Genomic DNA, 23,213 nt, shown 5'->3' with positions numbered 1-23,213 from the left:
CAGCCCTTCACCCGCTGGTCGATCCGCAAACTGCTCGCCTACCTGCGCAAGGTCCACGGCCGGGTGATCCGCATCGGCCGCGAGGCCCTGCGCTGCCTGCTCACCCGACGCGGCGTCACCTTCCAGCGCACCAAAACCTGGAAGGAGTCCACCGACCCCGACTACGACGCCAAGCTCGACCGGATCGAACACGTCCTGGAACACTTCCCCGACCGCACCTTCGCGTTCGACGAGTTCGGCCCCCTCGGCATCCGCCCCACTGCCGGCACCTGCTGGGCCCAGCAGGGCCGGCCCGACCGGCACCCGGCGACCTACACGCGCACCCACGGGGTCACGTACTTCCACGGCTGCTACTCGATCGGCGACGACACCCTGTGGGGCGTCAACCACCGCCGCAAGGGCACCGCGAACACCCTGGCCGCACTCAGGTCAATCCGGGCCGCCCGCCCGGACGGCGCCCCGGTCTACGTGATCCTGGACAACCTCTCCGCCCACAACGGCAAGAAGGTCCTCCGCTGGGCGAAGAACAACAACGTCCACCTGTGCTTCACCCCGACGAACGCCTCCTGGGCGAACCCGATCGAGGCGCACTTCGGACCGCTGCGGCAGTTCACGCTGGCGAACTCGAACCACCCGAACCACACGGTCCAGACCCGCGCACTGCACGCTTACCTGCGGTGGCGCAACACCAACGCCCGCCACCCTGACGTTCTGGCCGCCCAACGCCGCGAACGCGCCCGCATCCGCAGCGAGAAAGGAATCCGCTGGGGCGGCAGACCCGCCCTCGCCGCCTGATCAAGCAACCCGGCGAACCTATGCGGTCACGGCACTAGTGCGGTGCGCCCGCCGCGGCCTGCAGCAGCTCGCCGACCCGTCCCGCGCCGAGCTTGAGGCAGCGGCCGACGGCGGCCAGCGCTGCGCGCTCCTGCGGCAGGTACCGCCCGTCCGCCAGCGCGATCGAGGCGCCCTGCAGGACCAGGCGCTCGCGGCCCTGCTGGGCCAGGTACGGGGCCAACGGCTCCAGCGCGGCGTGCAGTTCGATGGTGAGGCCGCTGCCGTGGCCCTCCAGGTCGAGCGGTCCCTCCCCGCTGGAGCCGGTGAGTGCGGCCAGCGCGGCCAGGATCTGGGCTTCGCCGCAGTCCTCGAAGCCGGCCTCGCGGATGGTGGCGCAGGCGGCCTCCCGGGCGGCCCGGCCGCCGGTACCGCCGGCGGCGAGGACCGCCAGGCTCACCGTGTACTGGGCGTCGCGGAGCATCGAGGCGAGCCGGACGCAGGTGACCTGCTCCAAGGTCTCGACGCCGTACCGGCCGTGGCAGCTGGTGCACTGGACGCTGCCCACGACGGGTCCTACCGGCAGCACCGGAGTGCCGAACAGTCGCAGCCATCGACGGCCGTACTGGCGGCGGTAGTTGCGGTCCCCACCACAGCCGGGGCAGAAGAAATCACCGAGAACGTCCGTCCGCCAGCGAGGGCGAACACCCCACAACCCTGTCACGGCGCCACTCCCCAGACATGGCAGGCGGCCTGCGCATCGATGGGCAGGTCACGCGACCGGACGCCGGGAGCCGTCCCACCGACCTCGGTTCCGGTGGGTAGATGCTGCCATGGTTACCGGGATGTGTCAGCACCCCGAACGGGTAAAGGTGTGGCGTGGAACACATTGCAAGCGGGGGCCACCCTTTCCGGTGACCTCACCCGGAATCCGGCGACCCCCCGCGCGGAGTCGGCCCCGTGTGCCGACCGCCGCCAACCGGCCTTACGGACCCAGCCGATCGGCCGCCGGCGTACGGTCGTACGGACTGGCCGGAGTCGGCAGCAGGCAGCAGGCTGTCGCGGACTAGCCGCGCTGGGCCCGGTTGACGGCGCTGATCACTGCCTTCAGCGAGGCCAGCACGGTGTTGCCGTCGATGCCGACGCCCCACAGCACCTGGCCGTCCACCGCGCACTCGACGTACGCGGCGGCCTGGGCGTCACCACCCTCGCTCAGCGCGTGCTCGGCGTAGTCCAGCACCCGTACGTCCACGCCGATTTCGGCCAGCGCGTTGACGAAGGCCGAGACCGGGCCGTTGCCGGTGCCGGACAGGGTGACGGGCCGCCCGTCCACCACGGCCTCGGCGGACAGCACGTCCCGGCCGTCCTCGGTGGTCAGGCTGCGCGAGCCGCTCAGCGCGATCCGACCCCACGGGTTGGCCGGGGTGGGCAGGTACTCGTCCTGGAAGACCGCCCAGATGTCGGCCGGGGTGACCTCGCCGCCCTCGGCGTCCGTCTTGGCCTGGATGATCTTCGAGAACTCGATCTGCATCCGGCGCGGCAGGTCCAGCTTGTGGTCGTTCTTCAGGACGTACGCGATACCGCCCTTGCCGGACTGGCTGTTGACCCGGATGACCGCCTCGTAGGAGCGGCCGACGTCCTTCGGGTCGATCGGCAGGTACGGGACGCCCCAGGTGTACTCGCCCACCGGGACCCCGGCCGCCTCGGCGTCGGCCTCCAGGGCGTCGAAGCCCTTCTTGATGGCGTCCTGGTGCGAGCCGGAGAACGAGGTGTAGACCAGGTCACCGGCGTACGGGTGGCGCTCCGGCACGACCATCTGGTTGCAGTACTCGTAGGTGCGGCGGATCTCGTCGATGTCCGAGAAGTCGATCATCGGATCGACGCCCTGCGAGAACAGGTTCATCCCGACGTTGACCAGGTCCAGGTTGCCGGTCCGCTCGCCCTGGCCGAACAGGCAGCCCTCGACCCGGTCGGCACCGGCCATGATGGCCAGCTCGGCCGAGGCGACGCCGGTGCCGCGGTCGTTGTGCGGATGCGAGGACAGGCAGACGAACTCGCGGCGGGAGAGGTTGCGCGACATCCACTCGATCTTGTCGGCGTAGACGTTCGGAGTGGAACGCTCCACCGTGGTCGGCAGGTTGAGGATGATCTCGCGACCCTCCCCCGGCTGCCAGACGTCCATCACCGCCTCGCAGACCTCCAGTGCGAAGTCCAGCTCGGTGTCGATGAAGATCTCCGGCGAGTACTCGTAGCCGAAGACGGTGTTCTCGCCCAGCAGCTTCTCGGCGTACTCCATCACCAGCCGGGTGCCGTCCACCGCGATGCCCTTGATGTCCTCCCGGCTGCCCTTGAAGACCACCCGGCGGAACAGCGGCGAGGTCGCGTTGTAAAGGTGGACGGTGGCGCGCGGGGCCCCGATCAGGGACTCCACGGTGCGCTCGATCAGGTCCTCGCGGGCCTGGGTCAGCACCGAGATGGTGACGTCCTCGGGGATCGCCCGCTCCTCGATCAGCGAGCGGACGAAGTCGTAGTCGGTGGCCCCGGAGGACGGGAAGCCGACCTCGATCTCCTTGTAGCCCAGCTTCACCAGCAGGTCGAACATCTTGCGCTTGCGAGCCGGCGACATGGGGTCGATCAGCGCCTGGTTGCCGTCCCGCAGGTCGGTGGAGAGCCAGCGCGGAGCCTTGGCGATGGCCTGGTTCGGCCAGGTGCGGTCCGGCAGGTCCACGGTGCCGAACGGCAGGTAGCGGTGGAACGGCATGCCGGAGGGCTTCTGCTGCACGGTGGCGGCGGTGATCGGGGTGGGGCGGTCGTTGAACGCGCGAGCGATGGCGGACTGCTCAGTCATGGAGGAGAGTCTCAGCTTCCCTGATCGATTGCGGGCTGGCCGGGGCAGTGAACACCCGGCTGGGCCGACTGGCGCGCCGCATCGACGTTGATCGCGCGCAACACAACTCCCCGCGGCGAGGGGGCCGGCCTTCGGGGACTACAGGCCCTCGCCGCGGCAGCTAAGGAGAAGCAGCCCGTGACGCATGATGTGTCCGAGGGTAACCCAGGTCACCGGCGCGGGGCAGTGAACTCCACCACCATTCCACCCCTTGAGACGGATTACCGGCCGCCAACCCCCGTGACAACCAGTCATCGATGCCTCACTCTTGGCGACATGACCTCAGTACCCCACTACTGCACGATCATCCCGCCGTACGTCCTCGACCGACTCGCCGAACAGGGCCACGAGCCCGCGCAGCGCTCGCTGGCACTCGACCTGACCCACCGCACCGCCAGACTCCAGGCCATCGCTCCCCCGCCCCCGGCCCACCACCTCACCCGCACCATCGGCGACGCCGCCCACGCCGAGCGGGCCCCCGGGCGGACCATCCGCCGTGAGGGCCAGGCCGCGGTCGCGGACGGCTCGGTCAACCGCGCGTACGACGGCCTCGGCGCCACCTTCGCGCTCTACGAGACCGTGTACACCAGGAACTCCATCGACGGCGACTGGCTGCCATTGAACGCCACGGTCCACTACGGACAGAACTACGACAACGCCTTCTGGGACGGCTCCCAGATGGTCTTCGGCGACGGTGACGACATCGTCTTCACCGACTTCACCGCCGCCGTGGACGTGATCGGCCACGAACTCACCCACGGCGTCACGCAGTACACCGCCGGTCTCGACTACCACGACCAGCCCGGGGCGCTCAACGAGTCCGTCTCGGACGTGTTCGGCTCGCTGGTCAAGCAGTACGCCCTGCGCCAGAGCGCCGCCGAGGCCGACTGGCTGATCGGCGCCGGACTGCTCGCCCCGGGCGTCCAGGGCGTCGCGCTGCGCTCGATGAAGGCACCCGGCACCGCCTACGACGACCCCAGGCTCGGCAAGGACCCGCAGCCCGCCCACCTGAACGACTACGTCGACACCGCCGACGACCAGGGTGGGGTGCACATCAACTCCGGCATACCCAACCACGCCTTCTACCTGCTTGCCGCCGCGCTCGGCGGCAACGCCTGGGAGCGGGCCGGCCGGATCTGGTACGACACCCTCACGGGTGGGCGACTCACCCACGACGCCGACTTCGCCGCCTTCGCCAGGGCCACCGTGGCCGCCGCCAAGTCCCGGTACCAGGACCAGTCGGTGGCGGACGCGGTGACCGCCGCCTGGTCCCAGGTCGGGATCAGCACCACCTGAACCGACCACTCCGCGGGCTGGTTCGTCGACCAGCCGATGCCGACCTGGGCGAAAAGTCAGCACGCCCCACCGGTGCGTAGCAGACTTACCACCATGCGTATCCAGGTGACCAGGACCGGCGGCCTGGCAGGCCGAACCCAGCGCGCGGCGTTGGACACCGCCGACCGACCCGACGCGCCGCACGTGCACGCCCTCGCCCGCGAAGCGGTGGCGGGCGGCCTGCGTACCCCTTCGTGCGGCGTGCCGGACGGCTTCCGCTACGAGATCACCGTCGACGGCCGGACGGTCTACTGTGCCGACCCCAAACTGACCGACGCCCAGCACGAACTGGTCTCCCTGGTCCTCCGCGAGGGCGTCCCGCAACCAGGCCTCGCCAAGTGAGCCCGACGGCGCGGCGATCCTCCCGATCAACCGTGTGCGTGAATAGCCGCGCACCGCACGGGAGATCGGCGCGCCCGAGCGGCCACGCGCCCTCGAAGGCGCGGAGCCAAGGGAAGCAACGCATCGACGACCGCATATGACATGGGGTTCAAATCACCCGCACCACACGGCCGCTGACACTGTGACGACTCAGTTGGCCCTCTCGCCGACAGCCCGCCGGGAGACGTCCTCCTGAGCCAGCCTCCGCATGGCGGCCATCAGGGCGTCGCCGAGCACCAAACCGATCACGACTCCCTCGACCTGGCCGTCCAGCTCGGACCGGCCCGCGATCACGGCGATCTCGGCAGCGGCGAGGCGTTCCGCCGCGACCGCGTACTCGTCGAGGATGCCGAGCAGGTCCTCCTGGCCGAGCCGCTGGTAGGCCGCCACGACCTGGATCAGCGCCTGCCGTGCCGCGCCGCCCGGCTTCACCCGCCAGCCCCGGCGCTCGGCCAGCACTGCCACCAGCCGGTCGGCCTCCTGCCGCGCCCCGTCCTCGTCCCCACCCGCCGACGGCTCGGCCGTGACTGCGGACTGGGCGGCTCCGAGCGTCCCGTGCAGGGTGCCGCCGGGAGCGTCGATCGCGTTCAGCACCTCACGGGTGGCCGCGATGGAGAGCTTCCCGACCTCGAGCATGGCCCGCACCAGCTTCAGCCGCCGCACATGCCCGTCGCCGTACTGGGCCTGGTTGGGACTGGTCCGCTCACCGGACGGGAGCAGCCCCTCGCGCAGGTAGTACTTGATCGTGGGCACCGGCACGCCGGTACGACTGCTCAGCTCGCCGATCCGCATCGCCTCTCCCATCCCGGCCAACCCACCCCGACCGGCCCTGACCACTCCACCACCGGGACCGCCCCACCCGCACCCAGCCGCACATCCGGGACAATATGGATAGCATACGTCTCCATACTTGCGGCGCCGGCCGCACTGAGGCACCCGCTGGGCGCGTACAAGCCGTGAGGGCCACCCGAGGCGGTGCCTCGGGTGGCCCTGGGACGGTCCGGGTGGCGGCTCAGAAGCCGAGCTTGCGCAGCTGCTTCGGGTCGCGCTGCCAGTCCTTGGCCACCTTGACGTGCAGGTCGAGGTAGACCGGGGTGCCGAGGAGGGCCTCGATGTGCTTGCGGGCGGTGGTGCCGACGTGCTTCAGGCGGGAGCCCTTGGCGCCGATCACGATGGCCTTCTGACTCTGGCGCTCGATGTAGACGTTGGCGTGGATGTCCAGCAGCGGGCGGTCCGCCGGGCGGCCCTCGCGCGGGAGCATCTCCTCGACCACCACGGCGAGCGAGTGCGGCAGCTCGTCCCGGACACCCTCCAGGGCGGCCTCACGGATCAGTTCGGCGACCATGATCTGCTCGGGCTCGTCGGTGAGGTCGCCGTCCGGGTAGAGCGGCTGGCCCTCGGGGAGCAGCCTGGTGATCAGCTCGCCGACCAGCTCGACCTGCTTGTCGCCGACCGCGGAGACCGGGATGATCTCCGCCCACTCGATGCCCAGCTCGACCCCGAGCTGCTGGACGGCGAGCAGCTGCTCTGCCAGGCGCTTGGAGTCGATCAGGTCGGTCTTGGTGACGATGGCGACCTTGGGGGTCTTCTTGATCTCGGCGAGCTCCTTGGCGATGAACTTGTCGCCAGGGCCGATCTTCTGGTCGGCGGGCAGGCAGAAGCCGATCACGTCGACCTCGGCCCAGGTGGTGCGCACCAGGTCGTTGAGTCGCTCACCGAGCAGCGTGCGGGGCTTGTGCAGACCAGGGGTGTCGACCAGGACGAGTTGGGCGTCCGGGCGGTGCACGATGCCGCGCACCGTGTGCCGGGTGGTCTGCGGACGGTCGGAGGTGATCGCGACCTTCGTCCCGACCAGCGCGTTGGTCAGGGTCGACTTGCCCGCGTTCGGACGGCCGACGAAGCACGCGAACCCGGAGCGGTACGGGGATGAAGGGGCACTCATGCGCACCATTCTCCCTGATCGCCCGAGCGTGCTCGGACACCGCGTCCGGACCGCGTCCGGACGCGGCCGCACAAGGCGGCCTCAGCGGGACTTGCGCCCCCCGGTGAGCGCGCCGACCACGGTCAGCACGAAGAGCGCGATCGAGCCGGCCAGCCAGTACGGCGAACCGGTCTCCTTCCAACGGCCCATGCCCATCACAGTGAGCAGCAGCCCGGCGAAGAACGCCAGTGCCCCCATCGCACACCCCCTCGATCGCTGCCACCCTACCCGCGCCCGGTACGGGGGAAGTGCGGGCACCCCCATACCTCCGGGGGTACCCGCACAACGGTGGACTGCGGTCTCGGCGCGACCTCAGCGCGCCTCGGTGGCGGACTTCAGCACACCGTCCGGCCCCGCCAGCAGGACCGGCGTCCCGGCGCCGCCCAGGTCGCGCACCGCGGCCAGATCGGCCTCGGTCGGCTCGGCGGCCTCGGAGACCACAGCGGCGGCCTCCAGGCCCTTCGCCCCGCTGGCCACCGCCATCGCGACCGCCGCCTGCAGGGCGCTCAGCCGCAGCGACTCCAGACCAACCGTCCCGGCCACGTATGTACGGCCGGTCTCGTCGCGCACGGCGGCCCCCTCCGCCACGCCGTTGCGGGCCCGCGCGGAGCGGGCCAGCGTGATGATCTTCTTGTCCTCGGGGTCCAGCTCGATCAGCTCACTCATGCCGCTGAGCATAGGCGCCCCACCCTCGCCGGCGGACCGCCCCGACGCCCGCCCACTCGGCCAAAATCGCGCCTCGCCACGCCGGCTCGGGGCCCAGCACCTGCGGGGCCTTCCGCATCTCACCAAGGGGAGCCGATCACTCGGACCCAACGGACCGTCACATGCCGCCGCTATCCGGCCGGCCGCATCATCCCGCGGCGGCCTTCGGGAGTGACCAGCCACTCCAGTTTCGCCGCCGTGTCGGTGTCCAGTTCCGGGTTGTGCAACACGATGGTCAGATCAGGCCGTTCGGGCACCCGCAGCTGGGTGGACTCGAAGTTGAGCAGCCCGGCCACGGGATGGGCGATCTGCTTGTACAGCATCCCGCCCGCCTTGACGTCGTTCCTGGCCCAGATCTCCGCGAACTCGGGGCTGACCTCGGCCAGTTCGTCCACGATCGCCTGGAACAGCGGATCCCCGGGCCGCCCCGATGCAGCCACCCGGAACTGCGCGACCACGTGCTCGGCGTTGACCCTCCAGGTGGTGTCGCGCTCGCTGTAGATCGGGTTGGTGAAGCAGTTGACCAGGCAGTTCACATGATGGTCTGCGTACCCGAAGACCAGCCCGGCGGCCTCGTTGAAGGTGATGACGTTCCAGTACGGGTCCAGGATGTGCGCCGGGAAGGGCATCCAGGCGTCGATCAGCCGGCGCAGCCCGTCCGTGACAGGCGCGGCACGTAGCGTCGGCAGCGGCGGGTTGAGCCCGGCCAGTACGTAGAGGTGCCGCCGCTCCGTCTCGCCCAGCTTCAACACCCGGGAGACGGAGTCCAGCACCTGCGGGGAGACCGTGATGTCACGCCCCTGCTCCAGCCACTGGTACCAGCTGACGCCGACCCCGGCGAGCACCGCCACCTCCTCCCGGCGCAGTCCGGGCGTACGGCGCCGGGCACCACCGTCGGGCAGTCCGGCCTCGACCGGGCTCACCCTGGCCCGGCGGCTCATCAGGAACTCGCGCAGATCGCGCCGCCGTTGCACGTCCGGGTCGGACATCGCTGCCTGGCTGGTGGTCATGCCACCAGGATAAGTACCCACTCTCCAAACCGTGCTGACCGATCGAAGGATGGGCGCATGGCAACCGAAACCCTTGTGGCGCCCGAGGCGGCGCCGGCACCACGGCTCACCCGGCGGGCCGGGCTGATCCTGTTCCTGCTCTGCGCGGCCCAGTTCGCCGTCGCCCTGGACTTCTCGATCCTCAACGTGGCACTGCCCGCGATCGGCACCGACCTCGGGCTCGGACAGGCGGACCTCCAGTGGGGTGTCACCGCCTTCGCCCTGCCGTCCGGCGGGTTCCTCCTGCTCTTCGGCCGGATCGCCGACCTGTACGGGCGCCGCCGGCTCTTCCTGGCGGGACTCACCCTGTTCACCGCCGCCTCGCTGCTGGCCACCCTGGCCTGGGACCCGGCGTCCTTCCTGGCCGGCCGGGCACTGCAGGGCCTGGCGGCGGCGGCGATCGTCCCGTCCGGCATGTCGCTGCTGACCACCACCTTCCGCGAGGGCTCCGAACGCGACCGTGCACTGGGCGTCTCCGGGCTGCTGCTCTCGCTCGGCTTCACCACCGGGATGCTGCTCGGCGGAGTGCTGACGCAGAGCCTCGGCTGGCGCTCCACCATGGCACTGAACGTGGTGATGGGCCTCGGCGTCCTGCTCTCCGCCCCGGGACTGCTCACGGAGAGCCGGCTGCCCGAGCGGCCCAGGCTGGACCTGCCCGGCGCGGTGACCATCACCGGCGGACTGCTGGCGCTGATCTACGCGCTCTCCACCGCCGCGGACAGCGGCTTCGGCGCGGCGGACGTGCTCGCCGGCCTGGTCGTCGGCGTGGTGCTGCTGGCCGCCTTCGTGGTGGTCGAGTCCCGGTCGGCCGAGCCGCTGGTCTCACTGCGGATGCTGCGCCGGCCCACCGTCGCCTGGGGCAACGCCGGTGGCCTGGTGACCTTCTCGATGATGAGCTCGGTCGTCTTCCTCTCCACCCTCTACCTCCAGCAGGTGCTGGACCTCAGCCCGGGCGCCTCCGGTCTGGTCTTCGGTGTGATGGGTCTGGCGGCGGCCGGCGGCGGCATGCTCGCCCCGAAGCTGGTCGGACGCCTCGGCGCGCACCGCACCCTGGTGCTCGGCCTCGCGGTGCAGGCCGTCTTCACCGCCGCGCTGCTGGCGGTGGGCACCGGCAGCGCGGGCACCTGGCTGGTCGTGGTGGCCGGCTCCGTCGCCTGCTTCGGCCACCTGTTCGCGATCGTCGCGTACAGCATCACCGCCACCTCGGGCCTGGCCGACGAGGAGCAGGGTCTGGCCACCGGCCTGGTCACCAGTACCCAGCAGGTCGGCATCACCGTCGGCATCCCGGTGCTCAGCGCGATCGCCGCGTCCCGCAGCGAGGCCCTGCGGGCGGCCGGGGACGGCTTCGCCACCGCCACCCTGGGCGGCGTCCGGCTGGGCCTGGGCGTGGACGCGGCCGCGGTCGCCGCAATCGCCCTGCTGGTCTGGCTCGGCCTGCGCCGCCGGGCATGACCGCACACGACGATGGCCCGCGGGGGGACTCCCCCGCGGGCCACCGTCGTTCTGCTCAGTGACCGATCGGTTTGGGCGGCCCGGCGTTCAGCACCTTGACCAGGGCCGACGGCCCGGTCGGCCGGGGCTCCTCCCGCGCCTTCTCGAGTGCCCTGCGCTTCTTCCAGTACGGGTTGTCCTGCGGCAGATGGCTGCTCACCCTGCCGTACATGCCGAAGGTCAGCACCACGAACCCGAAGATGAAGGCGAACAGGACGTTGGCGAGCTGGAAGTTCAGGATGTTGGCGTCCGGGCGGCCGAGCACGGTCAGCCCGTAGAAGCCCGACAGCACGAACAACACGCCGACGATCATGTTGAGGTTGGAGGCGACGATCCCGCCGACCGCGGCTCCGGCGACCAGCACCAGACCCACGATCACGGACAGGATGCTCAGCGCCCCGTCGGTCGACAGACCGGCGATCCGGGGACCGTGGGTGGACAGGAAGCCCGGGTGGTCCAGCAACCCCAGGATGCCGAAGATCAGCAGGAACACTCCGCCGAGTCCCGCGCCGATCCGGTAGACCAGCGCCATCCGGTGGTCGACGGGCAGTTCGTCTTGCAGTTTCATGGTGACCTCCACCAGACCGACTCCACGCTACTCCTGGCCGGTGCCCTGTCCCCGGGCCGGTTCCCTGCCCGGGCCGGGCGAGCGCTCCCAGTCGGCCGGGTGGAACGGGACCTCGTGCAGGTAGAGCGAACCGCACTGCTGACAGCAGCGAAGCCCGGTCCCCCAGTCCTCCTCCGGCCTGGTCTCGGAGTCAGGGTCCATCTCACGACCGCACAGAGCCTCGGTGGCACCCGGCGTCCGTACCACGTGCCACATCCGGATACCGCCGGACCGGCCACCGGGGCCGTACTCCGCGCGCAGTTGGTGCGTCATGCCTCACATGGTCGGAGCCATCCCCCGCCACGGCAACTCGTGCGTCCCGCACCGGCCGCGGGGTTGCGAGGGCGCGGGAAGCGTGCCTTCCAGGCCCCCCGGCCGGCCCCCCGGCCCGACCGGCGAGCGGTTCAAGGACGCGGGGCCGGTACCTCTCAGGGGCGCGGGAACCGCGCGAGCAGCCCCCGCCGCGGGCCGGTCGCACAGCCTCCGCGCCCCTGGTCAGGCACCCGAGCGAGGGGGTCACTCGGTTCCGGCGTCGCCGATCTCCTCCGGCCGCACCGGTGCGGCGACCACCGTCCCGATCTGGTTGCGGCGCCCCGCCGCGCTCTCGGCGGTGAGCCGGATCGCCGCCAGGTCACCGGACGCCTCCTCGGGCACCGGCACCTGGCAGGAGGAGCCGGGAATCGGCACCCGCCCGAGGTGCTTGGCCAGCAGCCCGCCGACCGTCTCGACGTCCTCGTCCTCCAGCACTATCCCGAACAACTCCCCGAGGTCCTCGACCAGCAGCCGCGCAGTGATCCGGTAGGTGCCGTCGCCGAGGTCCTCGACCGGCGCGATCTCCCGGTCGTACTCGTCGGTGATCTCGCCGACGATCTCCTCCAGGATGTCCTCGATGGTGACCAGGCCGGCCGTGCCGCCGTACTCGTCGATCACGATCGCCACGTGCGAGCGCATCTGCTGCATCTCCCGCAGCAGGTCACCGGCCGGCTTGGAGTCGGGTACGAAGACGGCCGGGCGCAGCGCGCTGCCGACCGGCTCGGACTCCGCATCCCGGTTGATGTGAGTGCGCCGGACCAGGTCCTTGAGGTAGACGATGCCGACCACGTCGTCCTCGTTGTCGCCGACCACCGGGATCCGGGAGAAACCCGAGCGCAGGGCCAGGGTGAGCGCCTGACGGACCGTCTTGTGGCGCTCGATCATCACCAGGTCGGTGCGCGGCACCATCACCTCGCGGACGATGGTGTCGCCCAGTTCGAAGACCGAGTGCACCATCCGGCGCTCCTCGTCCTCGATCAGGTCGTCCTTCTCGGCCAGGTCGACCAGGGCGCGCAGCTCGGCCTCGGAGGCGAACGGGCCCTCCTTGTAGCCCTTCCCGGGGGTCAGCGCGTTGCCGAGCAGGATCAGCAGCCGGGGGATCGGGCCGAGGATCCTGGCCAGCGGAAGCAGCACGAAGGACGAGGCGGTGGCGGTGGTCAGCGGATGCTGGCGGCCGATGGTGCGCGGCGAGACGCCGACCGCCACGAAGGAGACCAGCACCATCACGCCGAACGCCAGCAGCACCGCCTGCCAGGTCTGCTGCAGGTTCCGTACGCAGACCACGGTGACCAGGACCGCCGCCGCCATCTCGCTGGCCACCCGGATCAGGGTGGCCAGGTTGAGGTAGCGGATCGGGTCCTTGGCCAGGGTCAGCAGCCGGCCCGCGCCGCGCCGCCCGGCCCGGACGGCCTCCTCGGCGCGGAACCGGGAGATCCGGGAGATCCCGGCCTCGGCGCAGGCGGCCAGCCAGCCGAGGACGACCAGTGCCAGCGCACCGATCAGGAAGCTCGTACTCTCACCACTCACAGGGGGCCGGCCCTCAGTGGGTGGTCGGCGCCGGGGAGATCCCCGAGAGACCGCGGCCGGACCGCCAGTCGTCCAGGATCCGCTTCTGCAGCGCGAACATCTCGCGCTCCTCGTCCGGCTCCTCATGGTCGTAGCCGAGCACGTGCAGCACCCCGTGGACGGTGAGCAGCTGGAGCTCCTCGTCCATGGAGTGCTTGGAGGGGGCCGCCTGGCCCTGCTTCTCGGCGACCTCGGGGCAGAGCACGATGTCACCGAGCAGGCCCTGCGGCAGTTCCTCGCCCTCCTTGCCGGGGCGCAGCTCGTCCATCGGGAAGGACATCACATCGGTGGGGCCCGGCAGGTCCATCCACTGGATGTGCAGCTCCTCCATGGCGGCGCCGTCCACCAGGATCACGGACAGTTCGGCCTGCGGGTGGATCCGCATCTTGTCGAGGGCGAATCGGGCGACGTCGAGGATGGACTCCTCATCGACGTCCCAGCCGGACTCGTTGGCGATGTCGATCGACATGGAGGGGTTGGTACTCAGCTTTCGGTGCGATGGGACTGTCGGGGTGCGCGGGCCGCACCGGTCTTGCCGGTACGCCGCTGGACGGGCTTGCGGGGCACGCGTCCGGCCTCGGCCTCCTGCTCGGCGTCCCAGCGCTCGTAGGCGTCCACGATCCGGCTGACCAGCTTGTGGCGGACCACGTCGGTGCTGGTGAGCACGGAGAAGTGGATGTCGGGGACATCCGCCAGGATCTCCTGGACGATTTTGAGGCCGCTGCGGGTGCCGCCCGGGAGGTCGATCTGGGTGGTGTCCCCGGTGACCACGACCCGGGAGTTGAAGCCCAGCCTGGTGAGGAACATCTTCATCTGCTCGGGCGAGGTGTTCTGGGCCTCGTCCAGGATGATGAAGGCGTCGTTGAGGGTGCGGCCGCGCATGTAGGCGAGCGGTGCGACCTCGATGGTCCCCGCGGCCATCAGGCGCGGGATGGCGTCGGGGTCCATCATGTCGTGCAGGGCGTCGTAGAGCGGGCGCAGGTACGGGTCGATCTTCTCGAAGAGCGTGCCGGGCAGGAAGCCCAGCCGCTCGCCCGCCTCCACCGCCGGACGGGTCAGGATGATCCGGTTGACCTCCTTGGCCTGCAGCGCCTGCACGGCCTTGGCCATGGCCAGGTAGGTCTTTCCGGTGCCGGCGGGGCCGAGGCCGAAGACGATGGTGTGCTTGTCGATCGCGTCGACGTAGCGCTGCTGGTTGAGGGTCTTGGGGCGGATGGTGCGGCCCCGGTTGGACAGGATGTTCGTCGTGAAGACCTCGGACGGGGCCGGGTGGCCCGGGTCCTCGGCGGCGCTCCTGAGCATGGCGATGGAGCGCTCCACGGCGTCCTCCGTCAGGGGTTGGCCGGTGCGCAGCACCAGCATCATCTCGTTGAACAACTGCTTGACCAGGGCGACCTCACGGCGGTCGCCGGTCGCGGTCACCTCGTTGCCGCGCACATGGATGTCGGCGGCGGGGAAGCCCTGCTCGATCACCCGCAGGAGGGAGTCGGCAGTACCGAGCAGGGTGACCATCGGGTGCCGCTCGGGAATCACGATCCGGGCGCTCGCCGCGTCGACGCGCTGCTGTCCGTTGGTGGGGGTCTGCGAAGTCTCACTCATGGGTCGGCGCTGTGGCCTGCCTCATCCCATCCGTCGTCTCGTGGGGCCGCTGGGGCTCTCCGGGTCACCAGGGTACGCCGCGCAGATGTTCGCCGTGGCGGCGTGGCACCCGGGGCGGCGCATTCGATGCTGGGGCAGATCGCCCCGTGATGCGACTGCTTTTCGGATCATCGGCGCGGTGGCACCGGTACCCGGGCCAGATCCTCGGCGAGGACCAGTTCCCCGTCGAAGTGCGCGCGGGCCTCGGCGAGGTGGCCGTCCAGGTCCGGGTAGCGCTGGGAGAAGTGGGTCAGGACCAGGGTCCGGACCCCGGAGGCGGCCGCGACCTGGGCGGCCTGGACGGCGGTGAGGTGGCCGTGTTCCGAGGCGAGCCGGGTGTCGCCCTCCAGGAAGGTCGCCTCGATCACCAGCAGGTCGGCGCCCTCGGCCAGTTCGTACACCCCGTCGCACAACCGAGTGTCCATCACGAAGGCGAAGCGCTGGCCCGGCCGCGGCTCGCTGACCTCGTCCAGGGTGACGGTACGGCCGTCCACCTCGACCCGTCCCTCGCGCTGCAGCCGACCGACGGCGGGACCGCGCAGCCCGAGGGCGGCCAGCCGCTCGGGCAGCATCCGACTGCCGTCGGGCTCCACGAGCCGGTAGCCGTAGGACTCCACCGGGTGGGAGAGCCGCCTGGCCTCCAGTGTGAAGGGGGCGCCGGGGGCCTGAAGCACTCCCGGCGCGCTGATCGGACGGGGGCGCAGCTCGGCGGTCTCGTGGTACGCGGTGGAGTACCGCAGCCGCTCGAAGTAGACCTCGCCGCCGGCCGGGTAGTAGGCGTCCACGGGGTGCGGGACCTTGTCCAGGTTGATCCGCTGGATCACCCCGGCGAGGCCCAGGCAGTGGTCGCCGTGGAAGTGGGTCACCCCGATCCGGGTGATCTGGGTGGCCGAGACCCCGGCGTGCAGCATCTGCCGCTGGGTGCCCTCGCCGGGGTCGAACAGCAGGCCCTCGCCGTCCCAGCGGAGCAGGTAGCCGTTGTGGTTGCGGTGCCGGGTGGGCACCTGGCTGGCGGTGCCGAGGACGACGAGTTCGCGCTGCGACACGGTCTCAGACCATGTTCTCGTTCATCGGCCGGCCGCCGAGGACGTGGACGTGCGCGTGGAAGATGGTCTGGCCCGCACCCGCGCCGGTGTTGAAGATCAGCCGGTAGCCGGACTCGACGATCTTCTCGTCCGCGGCGACCTCGCCGGCCTCGGCGAGCAGCTCACCCGCGATCTCCGGCTCGGCGGCGGCCAGTTCGGCGGCGTTCGGGTAGTGCACCTTGGGGATGACCAGGATGTGGGTGGGAGCCTTCGGGCTGATGTCCCGGAACGCGAGGGTGCGGTCGGTCTCCCGGACCACCGTCGCCGGGATCTCGCCTGCCACGATCTTGCAGAACAGGCAGTCGGACTGCGGCTCGCCGGCCATCTCGCTCTCCTCAAGCTGGACTTCACTGATCGCTCATCACTACCGCCCGCAGCCTAGCCCAGCCGAACCCGCCCCGGGGGCGAGAGGTGAGCACCTCCACGGCGCGGAGAGCCGCGCGGCCGGCCCGCCGGCGGCCGATCTCCCGTCCGCCGCCGGTGAGTTGCTGCTCCCCTCCGGCGCGGGAGGCCCTCGCCGGGGCGCCCGGCCACTCCGGGTCCCCGCCCCGGAGTGAGGAGAGCCGCGCCGGCGGCGGACGGGAGGCACGGGCCCCACACCGCCGCCGGCACTCCGCTACAGCTCCGGGATCTCCGGGGCCCGGGCGGCCGGCTTCTCGGCGAGGGCGGCGAGCGCGATCCGGACGCCCTCGGCGAGCTGCGGGTCCGAGCCTTCGGCCCAGGCGTGCGGCGGCATCGGCACCTCGACGTCCGGGTCCACCCCGTGGTTCTCCACGCCCCAGCCGTAACCCTCCAGCCACAGCGCGTACTTGGGCTGGGTCACCAGAGTGCCGTCCACCAGGCGGTACTTGCTGTCGATGCCGATCACGCCGCCCCAGGTGCGGGTACCGACCACCGGGCCGATCCCGAGCGCCTGGATCGCCGCGTTGACCACGTCGCCGTCCGAGCCGGACAGCTCGTTGGCCAGGGCCACCACCGGACCGCGCGGTGCCTCCCGGGGGTAGGAGATGCCCTCGTCGAGGTCACGGGTGCGGTCCCAGCCGACGATCCTCCGGTTGAGCTTCTCGATGATCAGCTGGGAGGTGTGGCCGCCCCGGTTCTCCCGGATGTCGACGATCACGCCCTCCTTGGCCAGTTCGGTCTTCAGGTCCCGGTGGAGCTGGGCCCAGCCGTTGCTCTGCATGTCGGGGATGTGCAGATAGCCGAGCCGACCTCCGGAGAGCTCGCGGACCGCGGCCCGGCGGTCGGCCACCCAGTCGTGGTAGCGCAGCGGCTCCTCGTCGGCCAGCGGGACGACCACCGGGTACCGCTCGGTGCCGTCCTTCCCCGCGACGGTGAGCTCGACCGGCTGCCCGGCGGTACCGGCGAGCAGCGGGGCGGGGCCGGTGACCGGGTCGACCGGGCGGCCGTTGACGGCGAGCACCGCGTCGCCGGCCCGGACCGCGGCACCGGGCGCGGCCAGCGGGGAACGGGCCCGCGGATCCGAGGACTCGCCCGGCAGGATCCGCTCGACCCGCCACAGGTCGCCGTCCTTGACCAGGTCCGCGCCGAGCAGTCCCTGCCGGTGGGCGGCCTGGGCGCCCCGCTCGTACGGAAGCACGTACGCGTGCGAGGTGCCCAGTTCGCCCACGGTCTCCCAGAGCAGGTCGACCAGGTCGTCGTGCGAACCGCAGCGGTCCACCAGCGGCCGGTAGCGCGCCAGCGTCCCGGCCCAGTCGTGGCCGCCCAGGTCCGCGCGCCAGAAGTTGTCGCGCATCAGCCGGCCGTTCTCGTCGAACATCTGGCGCCACTCGGCGGCCGGGTCGACGGTGACCCGGACCCGGTCGAGGTCCACATCCAGGTCCTCGTCCTCACCGGCGCGGTGGCCGGCCGGGACGATCCGCAGACCGCCCCGGTCGAACACGGCGGCCCGGGTGCCGTCGCCGCTCACCGCGAAGCCGTCCACCTCGGCGACCAGCTGCGAGGTCTGCAGCTTCGCGAAGTCGAAGCGCTCCAGCGCCGCGCGCGGCTGGTCGTCCTCCGGCGAGGCGGCGTTGTCGCCGAGGTTGCCGAGCAGCGGCTGCCTGGTCCACAGCACGCCGTCCTTGGCCGCCCGCAGACTGCCGAAGCTGCCGCCCTCGACCGGGAACGGGACGATCCGGTCGGCGATGCCCTCCGGGTCGACCCGGGTGACCGGGGCGGATTCGGCGCCCTCCTCGGTGCCGTCCTTCTTTGCCTCCTTGGGCTCCTCCTCACCGGCGAGCGGCCGTCCGGCGCGCTGCGGGCCGAACGGCGACGGGGTGTCCGCGGCCAGCGTGATCAGGTAGGGACGGGTGCCGTGCGGGAAGGACAGGTCGAAGATGTGCGCGTCGTAGACCGGGTCGAAGTTGCGCACCGAGAGGAAGACCAGGTACTTGCCGTCCGGGGTGAAGACCGGCGAGTAGTCGATGAAGCGGGGCTGGGTGGCCTCGCTGACCGTGCGGTCCGTCAGGTCGGCCAGCATGATCTGCCGCAGCGAGCCGTCGTCCTGGACCGGCTGGGACCAGGTCAGCCAGCGCGAGTCCGGGGAGAAGGCCAGGTCGCAGACCTCGCCCTGAGCGCTGCGGACCAGCTGGTGCACGCCGCCGTCGGCCAGGGCGACCAGCAGCAGCCGGCCGTCGTGCGAGGCGACGGCGGCCTGCCGGCCGTCCGGCGAGACGGCCAGATCGCGGACCCGGCCGAGTTGCCCCGGGGCCAGCCGGCGGCGCTCGGTGCCCAGCACGGCGGGAGCGAGCTCCAGCGCGTCGTCGCCCTCGGCGTCCGTCACCCAGAGCGCGCCCTGCGTGCCGTCCGCAACGGGTACCACCCGGACCAGCCTGGCCCGCACCCCCGGCGTCTCGGCCAGCACCCGGGACGGTCCCTGGCGGTGCGTCAGCCAGTGCACGCTGCCGCGCACCACCACTGCGCTGGCCCGGCCGGTGCGGTCCGGGGCGACGGTCTCCAACTGCCCGACGGCCGGGGTCGGATGCGGAGTGCGGCCGGCGCGCGGACCGGCCAGTGCGATCTCCAGCCGACGCGGCTCGGCGCCGCCCAGGTCGTCCAGGAGCCACACGTCACCGGCACTGTGCCAGACGATCCTGGTCCCGTCGGTGGCGGCGTTGCGGGCGTAGAACTCGCCGTCGCTGTGCCGGCGCAGGCCGCTGCCGTCCGGCAGGCTGGAGTACAGCTGCGCGACGCCCTCGTGGTCGGACAGGAAGGCGATCCGGCCGCCCGCCCAGAGCGGGGAGTGGATGTTGCCGTCCAGGTCCTCGTGCACCCGGACGAACTCCCGGTCGCCGATCCACAACTTGCCCGTCCGGCCGCCCCGGTAGCGCTTCCACCAGGCGGGTTCGCGGTTGGTCGGGCTGGCGAGCAGCGTCCGCCCGCCGCCGGGTTCGAAGGCCAACCCGCCGATCGGCCCGTACGGCAGCCGGACGGGCTCGCCACCGTCCAGCGGGATCGCGAACGCCCAGGTGCGGCGCAAGGTCGCCTGGCCCGCGCTGGTGATCGCGACCGGTCGGCCGTCCTCGGTCCAGCCGCACAGCATCGTCTGGGCGCTGCCCCAGTAGGTCAGCCGGCGGGCGGGGCCGCCCGCGGCGGGTGCGACATGGATCTCGGGCGCACCGTCCCGGGTCGAGGTCCAGGCGATGTGCCGCCCGTCCGGCGAGAACCTGGGGTGGCTGACGGGTGCCTGATCGGCCGTCAGCCGCCAGGCCCGACCACCGCCGATCGGCGCGAGCCAGATGTCGTCCTCGGCCACGAAGGTCACGAGGTCCCCGTGCAGGTGCGGATGGCGCAGATAGGCGCCGGCTGAGGTGTGCTGAACATCGGTCACGGGCGCCACCCTACGCACGCCCTTGACCTCGCGTGACGGGTTTCTCCCAAAGGCGGCCGGGGAGTTGTCCATGGGGCGCGGGTGGTGCACCGCCACGGGCGCGGGGGAGCGCACGCACCGCAAGGCAGTTCAGCCGCGCCCTGGCTCGCGGGGCGGACGGTGGCCCGTCAGCGCGGTGAACGGCGTGAAGCCGAACGCCCAACCGGGCCACCCCGAGTCCCGACCGGCGGCGGCCGTCCGCCGGTCCACGCGACGCCCCTGGCCGAGCCTCAGCCCCAGCGGCCGGTACGCCCGAGCAGGAGCGCCCCCGCCGCCACGCCCGCGGTGGACGTCCGCAGCACCGAGGGGCCCAGCCGGTACGGCTTCGCCCCCGCCTGCGCGAAGGCGGCCAGCTCGTCCGGCGACACCCCGCCCTCGGGCCCGACGACCAGCACGATGTCCCCGCTCGCCGGAAGTTCCGTGCTGGCCAGCGGCTCGGCACCCTCCTCGTGCAGCACCGCCGCGAAGGCCGCCTGGGCGAGCAACGGCGCGAGTTGACGCGTCGTCACCAGCTCGCGCACCTCGGGGAACCGCAGCCGCCGCGACTGCTTCCCGGCCTCCCGCGCGGTGGCCCGCCACTTGGCGAGGGCCTTGGCCCCCCGGTCGCCCTTCCACTGGGTGATGCAGCGGGCGGCGGCCCACGGGACGACCACGTCCACGCCGACCTCGGTCATGGTCTCGACGGCGAGTTCACCCCGGTCGCCCTTGGGCAGCGCCTGCACGACCACGATCCTGGGCGCCGGCTCGGCCTCCCGCCGCACCGCCTCGACGGTGACCTCCAGCACGTCCTTGCCGTGTACCGCGGCGACCGTGCCGTCCACGCCGAGCCCGAGCCCGTCCGCGAGGGTCACCGCCTCCCCGGCCTCCAGTCGCTTCACGGCGACGGCGTGCCGCCCCTCGGGCCCGTCCACCCAGATCACCGCTCCGGGCGCGGCCGTGGCCAGCCGGTCGGTCTCGACGACGAACACGGGCGCGGTCATGGCATTTCCCCAAACAATCTCATCGAGTAGCGACACAGCGACGCCCGGCGACCCTCGGGGAGTCACCGGGCGCCCGGAAGCTCAGCGGCTCAAAAGCGGCTCGAAAGGCTTCACCGGACCAGGGCCCGGAGCCTCAGCGTCCGTTGAAGGCGTCCTTCAGCCGCGAGAACAGCCCCTGCTGGCCCGGCGCGAACTGCCCGGACGGACGCTCCTCGCCGCGCAGCGCCGCGAGCCGCCGCAGCAGCTCCTCCTGCTCGGCGTCGAGCTTGCCGGGCGTCTGCACCTCGACGTGCACTATCAGGTCGCCTCGGCCGCCGCCGCGCAGATGCGTCACACCGCGGCCGTGCAGCGGGATCGACTGGCCGGACTGGGTGCCGGGGCGGATGTCCACCTCCTCCAGGCCGTCCAGGGTCTGCAGCGGCACCTGGGTGCCGAGCGCCGCGGCCGTCATCGGGATGGTGACGGTGCAGTGCAGGTCGTCGCCGCGCCGCTGGAAGACCGCGTGGCTGGTCTCGGCGATCTCGACGTAGAGGTCGCCGGCCGGGCCGCCGCCGGGGCCGACCTCGCCCTCGCCGGCCAGCTGGATCCGGGTGCCGTTGTCCACACCTGCCGGGATCTTGACGGTGAGGGTACGGCGGGCGCGCACCCGGCCGTCGCCGGCGCACTCGGGGCACGGGGTCGGCACGACGGTGCCGAAGCCCTGGCACTGCGGGCAGGGACGGGAGGTCATGACCTGACCCAGGAAGGACCGGGTGACCTGGGAGACCTCGCCCTTGCCGCGGCACATGTCGCAGGTCTGCGCGGAGGTGCCGGGTGCGGCACCCTCGCCGGAACAGGTGGTGCAGGTCACGGCGGTGTCGACCTGGAGTTCCTTGGTGGTGCCGAAGGCGGCCTCCTCCAGGGTGATCTCCAGACGGATCATCGCGTCCTGACCGCGCCGGGTCCGCGAGCGCGGGCCGCGCTGGCCGGAGGCGGCGCCGAAGAAGGCGTCCATGATGTCGGAGAAGCCGAAGCCCGCCGCGCCGGCGCCGAAGCCGCCCGCGCCACCGCCGCCGTTGGGCGACAGCGGGTCTCCGCCGAGGTCGTACACCTGCCGCTTCTGCGGGTCGGAGAGCACCTCGTAAGCGGCGTTGATCTCCTTGAACCGCTCCTGCGTCTTCGGGTCCGGGTTGACGTCCGGGTGCAGTTCGCGTGCCAGGCGCCGGAACGCCTTCTTGATCTCGTCCTGCCCCGCATCCCGTCGGACGCCGAGTACCGCGTAGTAGTCCGTGGCCACCAAATGCTCCGCTTGTTCCGCCTGTAGAAGTGCTTGCGACTGGTCGCCGCCGGTTCAACCAGCGGCCTGTGCTACGACTCGGCCAGGATCTGACCCACGTACCGGGCCACCGCTCGCACCGCCCCCATTGTGCCCGGATAGTCCATCCGGGTCGGACCGATCACCCCGAGTTTTGCCACACTCTGGTCGCCGGAACCGTAACCGACCGAGACGATCGAGGTGGAATTGAGCCCCTCGTACTCGTTCTCGTGACCGATCCGGACCGTCATCCCGGCGTCCGCCGTCTCACCCAACAGGCGGAGCAGGACCACCTGTTCTTCCAGTGCCTCCAGCACCGGCTGGATGGTGAGCGGGAAGTCATGTCCGAAGCGGGTCAGATTGGCCGTACCGGCCAGCATGATCCGCTCCTCGTTCTGCTCGGCCAGCGTCTCGAACAACGTGGCGAGCACCACACTGACCGTCGGCCGGTCCGACGGCTCGAAGGCCGCCGGGAGTTCCTCCAGCGCGCCGGGCACCTCGGGCAGCGGGCGGCCGACCGCGCCGGCGTTGAGTCTGGACCGCAGATCGGCCAGCACGTTCTCGCCGACCGCGCCGGGGCAGTCCACCAGCCGCTGCTCGACCCGGCCGGTGTTGGTGATCAGCACCAGCATCACCTTCGCCGGAGCCAGCGCCACCAGCTCGATGTGCCGCACCGTGGACCGGCTGAGCGAGGGGTACTGGACCACCGCGACCTGCCTGGTCAGCTGCGCCAGCAGGCGGACCGTGCGGGCCACCACGTCGTCCAGGTCGACCGCGCCGTCCAGGAAGTGGCGGATCGCCCGACGCTCCGGCGCACTCATCGGCTTGACCTCGGCCAGCCTGTCGACGAACAGGCGGTAGCCCTTGTCGGTCGGGATCCGCCCGGCACTGGTGTGCGGCTGGTGGATGTAACCGTCCTCCTCCAGCGCCGCCATGTCGTTGCGCACGGTGGCCGGTGAGACCCCGAGACTGTGCCGCTCGACCAGGGCCTTGGAGCCGACCGGCTCCTCGGTGCCCACGTAGTCCTGGACGATCGCGCGCAGTACCGCCAGCTTGCGCTCGTCCAGCGGACGACGGGACTCCAGCCGGCGCGCGTCCGGCTTGCGCTCGTCAGCACTGCGCTCGCTGTACACGGCACGCACCTCCGTCTTCGTCCGTTGAATCCCTTGGCCGACCGGCCTCTTGGCACTCTGGAAGGCAGAGTGCCAGAACCGTACTTGCCAGTGTACGGCCCGGGTCCGACGGCAGGAACGGGCCGCC

22 protein-coding genes are annotated in these 23,213 nt (G+C 71.5%); 4 read left to right on the top strand and 18 right to left on the bottom strand.

Annotated features, from left to right (window positions below):
• Positions 1 to 795, top strand: a 795-nt coding sequence (locus ABD369_RS23635; protein WP_344638512.1) for an IS630 family transposase, incomplete at its 5' end; no start/stop codon positions are given.
• Positions 796 to 829: 34 nt separating this feature from the next.
• On the opposite strand, the gene ABD369_RS23630 is transcribed toward ABD369_RS23635, so the two are convergent.
• Both ABD369_RS23630 and leuA read right to left on the bottom strand, forming a co-directional pair.
• Positions 830 to 1,339 (bottom strand): TerB family tellurite resistance protein, encoded by a 510-nt coding sequence (locus ABD369_RS23630; protein WP_344638511.1) that lies wholly within the window; start codon positions 1,337 to 1,339, stop codon positions 830 to 832.
• Between the two features lie 498 nt (positions 1,340 to 1,837).
• Positions 1,838 to 3,619 carry a 2-isopropylmalate synthase gene (gene leuA / locus ABD369_RS23625; RefSeq protein ID WP_344638510.1) on the bottom strand — a complete coding sequence of 594 codons (1,782 nt, stop codon included), beginning with the start codon at positions 3,617 to 3,619 and terminating at the stop codon, positions 1,838 to 1,840.
• 315 nt (positions 3,620 to 3,934) lie between these two features.
• Between leuA and ABD369_RS23620 the strand changes: the two genes are divergently transcribed.
• Positions 3,935 to 4,954, top strand: coding sequence for a M4 family metallopeptidase (locus ABD369_RS23620; protein ID WP_344638509.1), 1,020 nt, complete (start codon positions 3,935 to 3,937; stop codon positions 4,952 to 4,954).
• A 93-nt stretch (positions 4,955 to 5,047) separates the two neighbouring features.
• On the top strand, positions 5,048 to 5,335 hold the full coding sequence (locus ABD369_RS23615; RefSeq protein WP_344638508.1) for a protealysin inhibitor emfourin: 288 nt from the start codon (positions 5,048 to 5,050) through the stop codon (positions 5,333 to 5,335).
• Between the two features lie 189 nt (positions 5,336 to 5,524).
• Here ABD369_RS23615 and ABD369_RS23610 read toward each other — a convergent pair whose 3' ends face one another.
• The 5 genes from ABD369_RS23610 to ABD369_RS23590 form a co-directional block, all read right to left on the bottom strand.
• Positions 5,525 to 6,178 carry a MerR family transcriptional regulator gene (locus ABD369_RS23610; protein WP_344638507.1) on the bottom strand — a complete coding sequence of 218 codons (654 nt, stop codon included), beginning with the start codon at positions 6,176 to 6,178 and terminating at the stop codon, positions 5,525 to 5,527.
• Between the two features lie 208 nt (positions 6,179 to 6,386).
• On the bottom strand, positions 6,387 to 7,316 hold the full coding sequence (era, locus tag ABD369_RS23605; RefSeq protein ID WP_344638506.1) for a GTPase Era: 930 nt from the start codon (positions 7,314 to 7,316) through the stop codon (positions 6,387 to 6,389).
• Between the two features lie 81 nt (positions 7,317 to 7,397).
• Positions 7,398 to 7,553 (bottom strand): hypothetical protein, encoded by a 156-nt coding sequence (locus ABD369_RS23600; protein WP_344638505.1) that lies wholly within the window; start codon positions 7,551 to 7,553, stop codon positions 7,398 to 7,400.
• Positions 7,554 to 7,667: 114 nt separating this feature from the next.
• Positions 7,668 to 8,033 (bottom strand): cytidine/deoxycytidylate deaminase family protein, encoded by a 366-nt coding sequence (locus tag ABD369_RS23595; protein WP_344638504.1) that lies wholly within the window; start codon positions 8,031 to 8,033, stop codon positions 7,668 to 7,670.
• Between the two features lie 158 nt (positions 8,034 to 8,191).
• Entirely contained in the window at positions 8,192 to 9,070 is an 879-nt protein-coding gene (locus ABD369_RS23590; RefSeq protein ID WP_344638503.1) for a helix-turn-helix transcriptional regulator, read from the bottom strand.
• Positions 9,071 to 9,127: 57 nt separating this feature from the next.
• On the opposite strand from ABD369_RS23590, the gene ABD369_RS23585 reads away from it, so the two are divergent.
• Entirely contained in the window at positions 9,128 to 10,561 is a 1,434-nt protein-coding gene (locus tag ABD369_RS23585; RefSeq protein WP_344638502.1) for an MFS transporter, read from the top strand.
• A gap of 55 nt (positions 10,562 to 10,616) precedes the next feature.
• Here the strand turns inward: ABD369_RS23585 and ABD369_RS23580 are convergent, their stop codons facing one another.
• The 11 genes from ABD369_RS23580 to hrcA form a co-directional block, all read right to left on the bottom strand.
• Positions 10,617 to 11,168 (bottom strand): DUF4383 domain-containing protein, encoded by a 552-nt coding sequence (locus ABD369_RS23580; RefSeq protein ID WP_344638501.1) that lies wholly within the window; start codon positions 11,166 to 11,168, stop codon positions 10,617 to 10,619.
• Between the two features lie 27 nt (positions 11,169 to 11,195).
• On the bottom strand, positions 11,196 to 11,480 hold the full coding sequence (locus ABD369_RS23575; protein WP_344638500.1) for a hypothetical protein: 285 nt from the start codon (positions 11,478 to 11,480) through the stop codon (positions 11,196 to 11,198).
• A 243-nt stretch (positions 11,481 to 11,723) separates the two neighbouring features.
• Positions 11,724 to 13,046 carry a hemolysin family protein gene (locus ABD369_RS23570; protein WP_344638499.1) on the bottom strand — a complete coding sequence of 441 codons (1,323 nt, stop codon included), beginning with the start codon at positions 13,044 to 13,046 and terminating at the stop codon, positions 11,724 to 11,726.
• Positions 13,047 to 13,059: 13 nt separating this feature from the next.
• Positions 13,060 to 13,554: an rRNA maturation RNase YbeY gene (ybeY, locus tag ABD369_RS23565; RefSeq protein ID WP_344638498.1), complete on the bottom strand. Its 495-nt coding sequence runs from the start codon at positions 13,552 to 13,554 to the stop codon at positions 13,060 to 13,062.
• Positions 13,555 to 13,568: 14 nt separating this feature from the next.
• Positions 13,569 to 14,684, bottom strand: coding sequence for a PhoH family protein (locus ABD369_RS23560; protein WP_344638497.1), 1,116 nt, complete (start codon positions 14,682 to 14,684; stop codon positions 13,569 to 13,571).
• 167 nt (positions 14,685 to 14,851) lie between these two features.
• Positions 14,852 to 15,769 (bottom strand): ribonuclease Z, encoded by a 918-nt coding sequence (locus tag ABD369_RS23555; RefSeq protein WP_344638496.1) that lies wholly within the window; start codon positions 15,767 to 15,769, stop codon positions 14,852 to 14,854.
• Between the two features lie 4 nt (positions 15,770 to 15,773).
• Positions 15,774 to 16,133 carry a histidine triad nucleotide-binding protein gene (locus ABD369_RS23550; RefSeq protein WP_344638495.1) on the bottom strand — a complete coding sequence of 120 codons (360 nt, stop codon included), beginning with the start codon at positions 16,131 to 16,133 and terminating at the stop codon, positions 15,774 to 15,776.
• 291 nt (positions 16,134 to 16,424) lie between these two features.
• Positions 16,425 to 19,640: a S41 family peptidase gene (locus ABD369_RS23545; RefSeq protein ID WP_344638494.1), complete on the bottom strand. Its 3,216-nt coding sequence runs from the start codon at positions 19,638 to 19,640 to the stop codon at positions 16,425 to 16,427.
• 269 nt (positions 19,641 to 19,909) lie between these two features.
• Positions 19,910 to 20,659: a 16S rRNA (uracil(1498)-N(3))-methyltransferase gene (locus ABD369_RS23540; RefSeq protein WP_344638493.1), complete on the bottom strand. Its 750-nt coding sequence runs from the start codon at positions 20,657 to 20,659 to the stop codon at positions 19,910 to 19,912.
• A gap of 133 nt (positions 20,660 to 20,792) precedes the next feature.
• The gene (dnaJ, locus tag ABD369_RS23535) at positions 20,793 to 21,935 is read right to left on the bottom strand and encodes a molecular chaperone DnaJ (RefSeq protein WP_344638492.1); all 1,143 of its coding nucleotides are present in this window, start codon (positions 21,933 to 21,935) and stop codon (positions 20,793 to 20,795) included.
• Positions 21,936 to 22,006: 71 nt separating this feature from the next.
• Positions 22,007 to 23,020 (bottom strand): heat-inducible transcriptional repressor HrcA, encoded by a 1,014-nt coding sequence (hrcA, locus tag ABD369_RS23530; protein ID WP_344638521.1) that lies wholly within the window; start codon positions 23,018 to 23,020, stop codon positions 22,007 to 22,009.
• Between the last annotated feature and the right edge of the window lie 193 nt (positions 23,021 to 23,213).

Source organism: Kitasatospora cystarginea (genome assembly GCF_039533515.1).
GTDB lineage: Bacteria > Actinomycetota > Actinomycetes > Streptomycetales > Streptomycetaceae > Kitasatospora > Kitasatospora cystarginea.
Note: the sequence above shows the minus strand (reverse complement) of the source record. Positions and strands in the feature narration are given on the sequence as shown.